The sequence below is a fragment of the Pseudomonas sp. H1_A03 genome (genome assembly GCF_054685145.1).
This window is the reverse complement of record NZ_CP162829.1, coordinates 1,206,137-1,217,928: the sequence shown is the minus strand read 5'-3', so window position 1 is coordinate 1,217,928 and position 11,792 is coordinate 1,206,137. Positions and strand designations below refer to the sequence as shown.

The following is an 11,792-nucleotide window of genomic DNA, read 5'->3' as shown; positions in this document are numbered from 1 at the left end:
CTCCTTAAAGACCTTTGCGAAATTGGATGAAACCAGGGCGTTCGGCGACGCGTTCGTACAACTGGATCGCGGTGGCGTTGGTCTCGTGGGTGAGCCAGTGAACCTTACAGCAGCCGTCAGCCTTGGCGGTGGCGTAGACGAACTCAATCAGCTTACGGCCCACGCCGGTGCCCCGTTGAGCGGGGTCTACGAGCAGGTCTTGCAGGTAGCAGGCGTTTTCGATGCTCCAATTGGAGCGGTGGTAGATGAAGTTGACCATGCCCACCGCCTTGCCGTCCTGCCAGGCCAGTGCGGAATGGGTCGGCTCGTTGGCGTCGATCAGGCGCTGCCAGGTGCTTTGGCTGACGGCGTCCGGCAGTTCGGTGTTGTAGAACTTCAGGTACGCCTGCCACAGCGGCAGCCAGGCGCCATGGTCAGCGGCGGTGACCTGGCGGATGTCGATCTGACTCATTCTGGGACTCCTTGGGGGATAAAGTGGGCGAGGGTCTGGTCGCGTACGTCGACGCTGGCGGCCAGCCCCTCGCGAACGCCGGCGATGTCGGCAGCGCTGCGGTTCTGGCTGAGTTTGCGTTTACCGATCAGGCGCTCGATCGGCAACGCAAAGCCGACAATGGCCTTGAGCATGCCTTCAATGTAGTCGGCCGGGGCGTCGCTGACTTTCCACGGCTGAGCGCGGCTGCCTTCATGGCGATCGGTCAATGCACTGACCACCCCAAGCAAACGCTCGGCATCGGTAAACACCTCGGCCTTGCCGTAGGCATGCACGGCGATGTAATTCCAGGTGGGCACGACTTTGCCGTGCTCGGCCTTGGCCGGGTAAAACGACGGGCTGATATACGCCTCGGCGCCGGCGAAGATCACCAGGGCTTCGCTGCCGTTTTGCAGGTCCTTCCATTGCGGGTTGGCCTTAGCCAGGTGCCCGTAGAGTGTGCCATCAGGGCCTTCATCGGGGTTGAGCAGCAGCGGCAAATGGCTGGCTTGCAGGCCTTGCTCGCCTACGGTCACCAACTGCGCCAAGCGGGTGTGCTGGATCAATTGCTGCAATTCGGGCAAGTCTTCGAGGGCAAAGGCACGGGGCGTATACATAGAAATTTTCCTTGGCGAATGCCTGCATCCTAGGCAGGCTAATGGTTCGTTGTAAGAGCCATCTAGCGCTAATTTCATAGGTCCAATATGCCGCCCATTACGCCGCCGTTGTCGTTCAACCCTGCCGGTATCGAGCTGGATCGCCGTCAAGGGCTGACGCGCCAGCTGTATGAAGCGCTGCGTCAACGCGTGCTGGACGGGCGATTGGTCAGCGGCACGCGCCTTCCCGCCAGTCGTGACTTGGCGGCTGCACTGTCGATCTCGCGCAATAGCGTGGTGCGCGCCTACGATCAGCTGTACGCAGAAGGGTTTATTGAAAGCCGAGTAGGCGATGGCACTTACGTCGCTCAATTGCCTACGGCAAAAAAACTATCCACAAAAGTATCCACAGGGTTTTCAACAGGCTTATCCCCAGCCTTATCCACAAATTGGTTGGATTTGCCGGTTAATTCCGCCAGTGAAGTTATCCACAGGCCCGCTTTGGGGCGTGTGCAAACTCACCATTTACCGGCGCCGCCTCCCGGGCCGCCACGGGCGTTTCGGGTCGGTGTTCCAGCATTCGATCTGTTTCCATTTGAGGTATGGGCCAAGCTGAATGGGGCTTTCTGGCGCAAGCCCGACTTGGCAAAACTCTGTTATGGCGATCCGGCGGGAGACGACCGCTTGCGTGGCCTGATCGCCGCGTACCTGCGCAGTTCACGGGGCATGCAGTGTTCAGCTGAACAAATTGTGATCACCAGTGGCGCGCAGCAGGCAATCAGCCTTTGTGCACAGCTGCTGGTGGAGCCCGGCGATGGCGTGGCGGTGGAAAACCCCGGCTACCGCGCCGCAGGGCATGCGTTCGCCCTGGCCGGCGGGAAGCTGCACGGTGTGCCCGTGGACGGCGAGGGCATCGATTGCCAGGTGCTCAACCGCTTGCAGGATTGCCGTGTGGCCTATGTCACGCCTTCACATCAGTATCCGTTGGGCGTGGTAATGAGCCTGGCGCGGCGCCTGGAATTGCTGGCCTGGGCCGAACGCATGGATGGCTGGATCATCGAAGACGATTACGACGGAGAGTATCGCTACAGTGGCGCGCCGCTCTCGCCGTTGGCCGCCTTGGACCGCAACGGGCGGGTGCTCTACGTCGGCACCTTTGGCAAAGTGGCCTTTCCGGCGTTGCGCCTCGGTTACCTCGTATTGCCGCCGGCATTGGTGGACGCCTTCGCCCGGCGCCGCGCCGTGGACATGCGCCACTCCGAGGTCAGCACTCAGGCGGTGATGGCTGAATTCATGGCGGCCGGGCATTTCCAGCGACACATTCGCCGCATGCGCCGGGCCGCGTTGAGCCGACGCAATGTGTTGTTGGCGGGTTGGCCCAGCGGCCTGCCCGGTGTGGGAGAACTGCCCAGCGTTGCGGCGGGGCTGCATATGACGGTGCGTGTCGACAGCTTGGCCCGCGAGCAGCAATTGCTGGCGCAGGCACACGCGGTGGATGTCGAGGTCAATGGCTTGAGCAGCTACTGGCTGGCGCAGTCGACCACGCCTGCGGACCAACGCGCTGGTCTGGTGTTGGGGTTTGCCGCGGTGCCCGAAGCCGATATCGCCGCGGCACTGGCGCGGTTGCGCCAGGCCTGGCGATGCTGATCAGGTGCCCGATTTGATCTTGGTCCAGGCCCGCGTCCGCGCGCGCTCGGCATCACGCCCCAGCGGTTTGAGGGTGTACAGCGTGGCCATCGCCGCCTCGGTGGGGTACAGGTTTGCGTTGTTGCGAATCGCCGGGTCGACCAACTCGGTCGCGTCCTTGTTGGGGTTAGGGTAGCCGACAAAATCGCTGACCGGCGCGATCACCTGGGGCTGTAGCAGGTAGTTGATAAAGGTGTAGGCGTCCTGCGGGTTTTGCGCGCCCTTGGGGATAGCGAGCATGTCGAACCAGATCGGCGCGCCTTCTTTAGGCAGGCGCATGTCCACCGTCACACCATTCTTGGCTTCCTTGGCGCGGTTGGCGGCCTGGGAGAAGCTGCCCGAGTAACCCACGGCCACGCAGATGTCGCCGTTGGCGATATCGGCCATGTACTTGGAGGAGTGGAAGTAGGTGATGTAGGGGCGGATCTTCATCAGCAGCGCTTCAGCCTTGACGTAGTCCTTGGGGTTGCTGCTGTTGGGGTCCAGGCCCAGGTGCTGCAAGGCCAGTGGCAGGATCTCCGAGGGCGAATCGAGAAAGGCCACGCCGCATTGCTTGAGCTTGCTGAGGTTTTCTTCCTTGAAGATCAGGTCCCAACTGTATACCGGTGCGTTCGGCCCCAATGCGGCCTTGACCTTGTCGGGGTTAAAGCCGATCAGGATGGTGCCGTACATGTAGGGCACGGCGAATTTATTGCCGGGGTCGTTGGCTTCGATCAGCTTCATCAGCTTGGGGTCGAGGTGGTTCCAGTTGGGCAGCTGGCTGCGGTCCAGAGGCTGGAACACCCCGGCCTCGATCTGCTTGGCCAGGAACACGTTGGACGGCACTACCACGTCATAGCCGGAGTTGCCGGTGAGCAGCTTGGCCTCCAGGGCTTCGTTGGTGTCGAAGATGTCGTAGACCAGTTTGATTTTCGGGTTCTGCGCCTTGAAGTCCTCAAGCGCCTTGGGGGTGATGTAGTCGAACCAGTTGAAGACCTTGAGGGTTTTTTCTTCAGCCTGGGCCGCGCCGCTCAAGACGGTGGCGCATAGGGCGAGGGTAGTGAGCAGCTTCATCGGGTAGCTCCTTGTTCGAAACCTTCGAGCACGTTGACGGCGTTGATGCCGATTTCTTCCACCGCGTAGCCGCCTTCCATCACGAACAGGGTGGGTTTGCCAAGGCGAGCCAGGCGCCGGCCCATGGCCAAATAGTCTGGGCTGTCGAGTTTGAACTGGGAGATCGGATCGTCCTTGAACGTGTCTACGCCCAGAGACACCACGATGACGTCGGCGTCATAGCGTTCGGTTTCCTTACAGGCTTCTTCCAGCGCCGCGCTCCATTGATCCCAGCCCGAACCGGCAGGCAGCGGATAGTTGAAGTTGAAGCCTTCTCCCGCGCCTTCGCCCAGCTCGTCGGCATAGCCGAGGAAGAACGGAAATTCCGCTTCCGGGTGGCCGTGGATCGAGGTGAACAGCACGTCGCTGCGCTCATAGAAAATCGATTGGGTGCCGTTGCCGTGATGGTAGTCCACGTCAATGATTGCGACCTTCTTGTGGCCCTGGTCGAGAAATGCCTGGGCCGCGATGGCGGCGTTGTTGAGGTAGCAATAACCGCCCATCAAATCGCTGGCGGCGTGATGCCCCGGCGGGCGGCACAGCGCAAAGGCACTGTGTGCGCCTTGCTGGATTGCCTGTTGCGCGGTCAGCGCCACCTGCGCCGCGCTGTACGCCGCTTGCCAGGTGCCGGCGGTGATCGGTGCGCCGCCGTCGAAGCTGTAGTAACCCAGTTGGCCGTGCAGGCTGGTCGGCAATACCCGGCGCAACGTACGGGCTGGCCAGGTATACGGCAGCAGATCGCCGTCGGTGGCGAATTCAGTCCAGCGCGCCCAGGCACCTTTGAAAAATTCCAGGTAGTCGCTGCTGTGGATACGTTGCAGCGGCGCCAGGCCGAAATCCTGCGGCGCCTGCACCGGGCCGAGTTCGCGGTCCTTGACCCGTTGCAACACGTGGTCGGCACGCGACGGCATCTCGAAACAGGGCATCAGTTGCCCATCCATCAGTTCACAGCGGCCGTGGTGCAAATGGTGATCGTCGGAATAGATCGTCAGCATTGTTGTTGTTCTTCGCAGGCTCAGTGGGATGCTGGCAGTGTTGCGGGGCGCGGGCTTCCAGAGAACGGCAGGAGCGGCCAAAAGGGGATCGAAGTGGCCAACGGGTGTGTCCGTTATTCGCCCCTTGCTTGTGCGCCCGTGCGCTTATCAAGGGCGGAAGTGACTCGGGGCCACGCCGCTCCAGCGCACGAAGGCGTGGCGAAAGCTTGCGGTCTCACTGAAACCCAGTTGCTCGGCGATGCGCCAGATCGGCAGTTGATCCTCCCCCAGCCATTGCTTGGCGCGCTCGAAGCGCAGTTCGTCGAGCAGTTCCTGGTAGCTGCACCCGAGGGCGTGCAAGTGTCGGCGCAGGGTGCGTGGTGAGCAGTTCATCTGCCCGGCCAGCCCTTCCAGGCCCGGCGCCGCATGCAGTTGCGCGCCGAGTAGGTGGCGCACGCGCCCGAGCCAGGCTTGGCGCCCGGTGAATTCGGTGTTCTGTTTACGGCAACGCTCAGCCATGGCGCGATGGGTGACGGTGTCGGCCAGGGGCAGCGGTTGATTGAGCCAGCTTCGGTTGAAGGCAAAGGCATTGGACGGCCCATTGAACTGCAGCCGGCAATCGAATGATTCGGCGTAACGGGCCTGGTAGTTCGGCGCCGCATACTCAAAACGTGCGCCCAGCAACGGCAGGGGCCTTCCTAGCAGGTCATCGCAGATCACCTTGAGCGACACCAGGCACAGTTCCACGTTGAACGCGGTCAGGGCCGGGTTTTCCCGGTAGTCGCTGGCGGTCAGCCAGATACATTCCCCATCCGCCTCCAGGCTCAGTTCGAAAAGTGTTCCCAACAGCGCCGGGTAGCGTAGCGCCAACCTCAAAGCGTCACCGAAGGTGGCACAGGTGAGCAGGGCGTAACCGAGCATGCCGTAGGCTGACACATGCATGCGCCGGCCCAGATCCAGGCCAATGTCACGTTTGCGCGCCACGGCGTTGGCGCACACCTGCATCTCCTGGAAGGTGGTGATGCGCGTGTCGGCGTGGCTCAAGTCTGCGGTGCCTATGCCGCTGCCGGCGAGCAGAGCCTCGCTGGGCAAGCCCAGGTCCTTGAAGGTCGCCAGCACCAGCGAGACGGCATTGAGGGTGGTCAGGTGTGAATGCAGCATAGGAACTCGGCGCCGGGGTATAGGGGGCAATGGAGCAAGTTGTGTGCCGCGTGCCCTGACGCGGGTTGCCGGTCAGGGTTGAGTCGCCAGCTCGGTGTTCTCGAAAAACAGCTGGCGTGCCTGTTCCAGGCTGATCTCGCTGCGGTAGAACGCGGTTTTCTGTGCATTGTTCAGGCGCGTTGGACTGTCGGCAGCGAGGCCCACGCGGTGTTCCTCCACGGTTTTGAGGCGCGCACTGAGGTATGCCTTGGCCGGAATCCAGCTGGTGCTGTAGTGAAAGTGTGCATACCAAAGCACTTGCTGGGTGCCGCGTTCGCTGATGGTGTACTCGTCCAGGTAGTCCGGACGCAGGCTTTTCACGCGGCGACGAGTCTGGGTTTTCTTGATGCTGATCGCGTTATGGCTTTTGAGCCATTGCACCGCCGCCACCGTCGGCGGGCGCTGCTTGAGCAGTTTTTCCACGTGCACGTTGCTTTGCCGGTAGAGATTTTCAGCCGCCGCATTCAGCGCTTTGTTAACCGTGCTGGCCGACAGGTTCGAGCTGCCTGTCGCATTGCTGCGGGTCAACGCCGTGTCGATGGCGGCCATGGCCTTTTCCAGTTGCAGGGCGCGGTGGTGATACAGGTGTTCGATGCCGATGGGTGTGCGGTCTGCCTGGGCGGCATGGGTTTCGGCGCGTTGCAGGAAAGCGGGCAGCGTGTCGAGCAGGTCCTGGCCGTTGACGATGCTCTGTAGCAAATCCACCACCGGTGGACTGTGGGGGGGTGTTTTCAGGCGCTCGACCCATATGCCCTGGTTTTTTTCATGGTAGGTCGCGACCACTTTATGCGTCAGCGGCGAGCGAATATCCACCAGGCCGGTTTCCTGCCCGACATCCGATAGGCGCGGTTCACCGATCAGCAAGCCACTGTAGCGGGTGCGGATGAACTTTTTCTGCGGCCGGGGCGGGGTCGGGAGCGGCGTGGGGCGGTTTTTCAGGATAGTGCGTTCGGCACTGAGCAAGGCCAGGTTGCTGATCGCACGCCGGTTGAACGCGGCAAATTGCTCGCGCAGGCCTTGGACGGGGGCCTGGATGGCGTGATCGGCGTATTGCTCGGTGAAGTCCGTCAGGCGCTCATCAAGCAACTGGAACTGTTCCACCAGGCTGCTCAAGGTGTCGATGCGTTCATCGAGGCGGCTGTCGCTGTGTTCGCGCAAGGTGTCGCGCAGGCATTGCAGGGCCACATCGGCGCTGTCGACAATCTGGTCGATGGTCTGCCAGGCTTCCGGCAGGCTGGCAAGGGTATCTTTGGGCAGGCACAGGTTGCGCGCCATGGTCACTTGCAGGGCTTTTAGATCATCGACACTGTAGGCCGGCAAAGTGCCCTGGGTCGTACTGATCAGCCGGGTGCCGTCCTTGGCCAGTTTCTGCAGTTCAGTGAAGCGGGTCTGCATGTATTCCAAGTGCGTGAGCATTTCCTGGCTCAGGGTATTCATGCGCTGGGCTTCTTCAATGTAGCGATCCTGAGGCTCGTCGGCCTGGCGTTCAATCAGGTCCAGCACCGACCGCAGCGCGGGGGTGAACTCGGTCATGGTTTCGCGGATGCCGGCGCTGGTCAGTTCGGTCTGGGCCTTGACGTAGTTGAGGGCTTTTTGCGGGTAGTCCGGTAATGGCGCATGCAGGTTCAGCTCTTTGAGGTTCTGCAAGGCACTTTCGTAGTCTTCGCTCTGGGTGTGCAGTTTTTGCAGGTATTGGCGCCGCTTGGCGGCGGTCGATGTGGAAGGGCCGGGCTCTGACATGGCCCTGTGTGCCTGCTGCAATTCATCCTGGGCCTTTTTCTTCTCGGCCTCGAAATCGCTCAACTGTTTGCGCAACACCTCGGCGCGCTTTTGCGCGAGGGTCTGGGCTTTGCTGATCAAGCGCTTGGGGCCGCCACCGCGCAGGCGCAGGCGCGTATCGACAAACCAGGCACCCAGGCGGTTGCTGATCAGCGACGGTCCGGTGCGACCGGGGCGCTTGGGGTCGACGATAATCACGCTGTCGTTTTCATCGACGCGCACCTGGAACCAGCGCGCACCCACCAGGGCATAGTAGTCGTGACCGATCTGGCACAGATGCTGGAGGGGACCGGTGGTGCTGATGGGGTCGCCCAGGGCGGCGGGTTTTTCCACCTTGAAGCTGTCGAGTACGATGCCCAGGCGCGCAGGCGAGCGGTTCACCGCGCCGCTGGTGTGCACCGGGCGCGTATGGTTTTCGGCCAGTTGCTCGGGGGCGACAGTCGCCAGCTTGACCACCGCCGGTACGGGTTTGAGCAACGAGCGGGGTGGCGCATGGGGCGTGCTCGCCTTACCAGTGCGGCGTGGCGCGTTACGGCTCACACAGTGCAACGCGATCGCCACGCCGAGGTTCAGCAGCAGATCGGTGAAGGCCGCCCAGGCGGCTTGTTCATCCGGTTGCTGCTGCGCATCGGCAACCGCCTGCAACTGCTCCATGATCTGCCAGATCCACGCGGCGGCGCCCACCGCACCGCCGAGAAACGGCAAGGTGCTATTGAAGATCAACCAGCCAGCGTGTTTGAAGCTGGCCCAGCGCGCCTCGACATTGGACACCGACTGCCGGTCTGCCAGCTCTACCAAGGCATTGGCGTTGGCCTTGAACAAGGCGGCGAGCGGCTCGCCATTGAGCGGCGGCTCGCCTAAAACGATCGGCCCGCCCATGGTCCAGGCCTTGAGTGGGTCTACCAGGAAGTCCACCACCGCCCAAGGCGACGGCAATGCGCCGGGAAACACATAGCGGGCGTAGTCACTGCGCACGTCGTCAGGCAACCACGCCAGCACCGATTCGCGCAGGCTGGTGGATTGCTGGATGGCATACAGCAAGTTGCTGGGTGAAGGGTATTGGCTCAGGGGTTGGTCCAGCAGCGGCCGGTACAACAGGCAGGGCCCGGCTGAAGGGTCTTGCGGGGCGATCACGAACATATTCGCCACGACATCCTGCGAGTTATCCAGCCGCCGCGTGGGGGAAAACGCCAGTGGCCGTATGACGATCGGATAGCCATCCACCTGGCGGTCGGCCACCTCGTCTGCCATCACCGCGACCACGTAGCGGTAGCCACGCTCGTCGATCCCGGCTTCCCCGCGGATCTTGCATTGCAGTGCCAGCAACGGCAGTTGCACGCGCAAGTGCTGGCTGTAGAGCTGCTGGCGCTGGGCGCTGACCTGCGGGTCGTCGAGCAGTGTGGTTTTGATCAGGGCCGGGTAAGTGCGACCGATATCGACTTGGGTGATCAGGTTTTTCACATACTCAATGGTCAGCCAGTCGGGCAGGTCCTGGCCGCCTTTCGGGCGCAGTGCGCGGGAGCCCCAGGGCAGGGCGATAAGGTTTTGCAGGGCCAGGTCCACAAGGCTGAACACTGAAGTTTCAATCTGTCCAGGCACCACGAATGTGCCCCACATCACCGGGCGTTGCACCACGATGTCAAAGCGGTCGAGCATCAGGTGGGTGGCGTCGGGATGCTCCTTGAGCATCTGTGCCTGAAGCTGCTCCTGAGCGTATTGGCGGATCGGCACGATGCCATCCTGATAAGACGCCCCTGCATTGCGGTTATTGAGGGCCGCGAGGTCCTTCATATGCCGCGAATAAGCGATCAGGTCCGAGGTGGGCGCCACGCTGAGCCACGCCGGCAAGGCCTGCTGGAACCACTGCGGACCTGGGCCCTTGCCCGCAAGCTCGGTGCTGGGCGGCGCGGCAAGCGGCGCATCGCTGGCATCGTCCAGCAGGGTGGCAAAGTCGATGGCGCCGATGGCCTTGATCTGGAGCGTCACCAGTTCGCAGGCCAGGTAGTCGAAAAAGTCCCCCTCGGGTTCGACCAGGCGCCACTGGATTTTCGTGTGGTTCTTGGACGGATCCACCCAGTCGAGGACTTGCCCGCCCAACTTGGCCAGCGAGGTGTAGCGGTGATAGCCGAGCAACGGCGAATAGGAGAGGATGATTTCCTGTTCCTGCTGTTTGCCGATCAGCACCGTGATCAAGTGATCGTCCAGGTGGTGCGCGGTGCCGTCGGGGTCCACGCCATCGATGTCCAGCACATAGGCGCGGGTGGCGTAGGAGTTTTGGCTTTTTCGATAGGCCAGGTCTGGCGCGAGGGACACCTGGCGCGCGATCAGGCAATCGTCCTTGCTCCAGCCCGGTGCCTGCTCCACGTTCCACACGCTGCGCAGCGTGTCGGCCAGCTCATACCAGTGAGCGGCGCTGCTGCCGGTGGGCTGGTTCCAGAAATCCAGTTGCCGCTGCTGATAGGCCCGCAGCATCACTGGTGCCAGCAGGTTGAGGATCCTTGCGATGTCCTGGATGCGCACCGGCAGGTGCAACGCCGGCTCGACGATGGGTTGTTGCGTGAGGAAATGTTCGCCTTCGATGTACAGGGCAGGCACCCCCGACACCGCTTGGCGTTCGAGGATATCGGTCAGTGCATGGTAGTGGGTGGGGCCGGTGAGCACCTGGTCTTCGACGATTTTCCAGGTGGCCGTGCCGACCATGGCAATGTCGGGGTTGATGTCCAGGTGCGGGTAGCGTTCCTGCAATTGTTCGCGCAGCAGCAGGGCGGCGACTTCGCGAAAGGCGGGGCCGATGGACAGTTGGGTGAGCAGGGCGGCGGCGGCGTTGTGCCGTTGAGGGGCGGTGGAGCTGGCGGCGGGCATGGCAAGTCCTGATGAGCGAGTGATGGCAACGCCCGAGGTCGTGCCTCGGGTGCTGTCATGCTAGAAATCGCTCGGCCAGGCTTGGCGGTGTTTATGTACGGCGGCGGGTCAGCCCAGTTCGCCGCACAGGTTGGTTTCCACCAGGCTTCGAGTCTCGTCGGACGACAAACCGCTGCCGATCAGTGCATTGAGCTTGCCGAAGGCCGCTTCGCGGGTCATGCCGCCACCGGACAGCACGCCCACGCCGCGCAAACGGCTGCCGGCTTCGTAGACATCCAGTTCCACGCCGCCTTCATGGCATTGAGTGACCGCAACCACCACCACTCCCTGGTCCTGCGCACGCTGGAGGCTGGCGAGGAACCCAGGGTTATCGCTTGGCCCGGTGCCGCTGCCGAAGCACTCCAGGATCAACGCCTGAATGCCGCTGCCGATCACTGCGTCCAGCACCGCCGCGTCGATACCCGGCACCAGCGGCAGTACGCCGACCGTGGCGAGGCCCTTGGCTTGGCGATAGTCCAACGCAGCAGGCAAGGCGGTGGCGCGCGGCACACCGCCCTGGCGTTGCAAGGCGGCGAAGGGATGGCGCCCGAAGCTGCGGATTTTCGCGCAGCGCGTCGGGTCCATCAGCGCGCCATGGAAGTACAAGTGCACACCTGGCGCCAAGCCTTTGCCCAAGGCTTGCAGCGCGCCGCTGACGTTTTCCCAGGCATCACTGTCGGGCACGCCGGCGGGCAGCATCGAGCCGGTGAACACCACCGGTGCCGGCAGGCCCAGCAGTTGGAAGCTCATGGCCGCCGCACTGTAGGCCAGGGTGTCGGTACCGTGCAGGATCAATACGGCATCGCAGCCTGCGTCCACGGCCTCAACGACGGCGGTGCGCAGGCGCTGCCAGTAGGCGGGGGTCATATTGGCGCTGTCGATCAGCGGTGACATTTCCAGAAAGCGCCACGTCGGCACCTGCGCGTCGGCCAGTTGCTCGCGCATGCGCGCTTCGAAACCGGATGCCGGGGCCAGGCCGTTGGCGCTGGCCTGCATGCCGATGGTGCCGCCGGTGTAGAGCACCATCACGTTGTTGGCTGATTGCATCGAAGATTCTCCTGAACGAAAAACGCCGCCGGGCCCAGAGCATGCCCA

The 11,792-nt window shown here is 62.7% G+C and carries 8 protein-coding genes; 1 reads left to right on the top strand and 7 read right to left on the bottom strand.

What is annotated here, in order from left to right:
* Positions 1-4: 4 nt before the first annotated feature.
* Both AB4O35_RS05710 and AB4O35_RS05705 read right to left on the bottom strand, forming a co-directional pair.
* Positions 5-451 carry a GNAT family N-acetyltransferase gene (locus AB4O35_RS05710; protein WP_065946076.1) on the bottom strand — a complete coding sequence of 149 codons (447 nt, stop codon included), beginning with the start codon at positions 449-451 and terminating at the stop codon, positions 5-7.
* The gene (locus AB4O35_RS05705) at positions 448-1,086 is read right to left on the bottom strand and encodes an FMN-binding negative transcriptional regulator (protein WP_065946075.1); all 639 of its coding nucleotides are present in this window, start codon (positions 1,084-1,086) and stop codon (positions 448-450) included. The genes AB4O35_RS05710 and AB4O35_RS05705 overlap by 4 nt, the downstream gene beginning before the upstream one ends.
* A gap of 87 nt (positions 1,087-1,173) precedes the next feature.
* Here AB4O35_RS05705 and pdxR point away from each other — a divergent pair, with 87 nt between their 5' ends.
* On the top strand, positions 1,174-2,712 hold the full coding sequence (gene pdxR / locus AB4O35_RS05700; protein WP_065946074.1) for a MocR-like pyridoxine biosynthesis transcription factor PdxR: 1,539 nt from the start codon (positions 1,174-1,176) through the stop codon (positions 2,710-2,712).
* Here pdxR and AB4O35_RS05695 read toward each other — a convergent pair whose 3' ends face one another.
* The 5 genes from AB4O35_RS05695 to AB4O35_RS05675 form a co-directional block, all read right to left on the bottom strand.
* Positions 2,713-3,804 carry a polyamine ABC transporter substrate-binding protein gene (locus tag AB4O35_RS05695; RefSeq protein ID WP_065946073.1) on the bottom strand — a complete coding sequence of 364 codons (1,092 nt, stop codon included), beginning with the start codon at positions 3,802-3,804 and terminating at the stop codon, positions 2,713-2,715.
* A complete protein-coding gene (locus tag AB4O35_RS05690; protein ID WP_065946072.1) occupies positions 3,801-4,838 on the bottom strand; it encodes a histone deacetylase family protein in 1,038 nt (345 codons plus the stop codon). The genes AB4O35_RS05695 and AB4O35_RS05690 overlap by 4 nt, the downstream gene beginning before the upstream one ends.
* Before the next feature lie 147 nt (positions 4,839-4,985).
* Positions 4,986-5,978, bottom strand: coding sequence for an AraC family transcriptional regulator (locus tag AB4O35_RS05685; protein ID WP_065880307.1), 993 nt, complete (start codon positions 5,976-5,978; stop codon positions 4,986-4,988).
* Between the two features lie 72 nt (positions 5,979-6,050).
* Positions 6,051-10,658 carry a hypothetical protein gene (locus AB4O35_RS05680; RefSeq protein WP_065946071.1) on the bottom strand — a complete coding sequence of 1,536 codons (4,608 nt, stop codon included), beginning with the start codon at positions 10,656-10,658 and terminating at the stop codon, positions 6,051-6,053.
* Between the two features lie 108 nt (positions 10,659-10,766).
* Positions 10,767-11,744, bottom strand: coding sequence for an asparaginase (locus tag AB4O35_RS05675; RefSeq protein WP_065875521.1), 978 nt, complete (start codon positions 11,742-11,744; stop codon positions 10,767-10,769).
* Positions 11,745-11,792 lie beyond the last annotated feature (48 nt).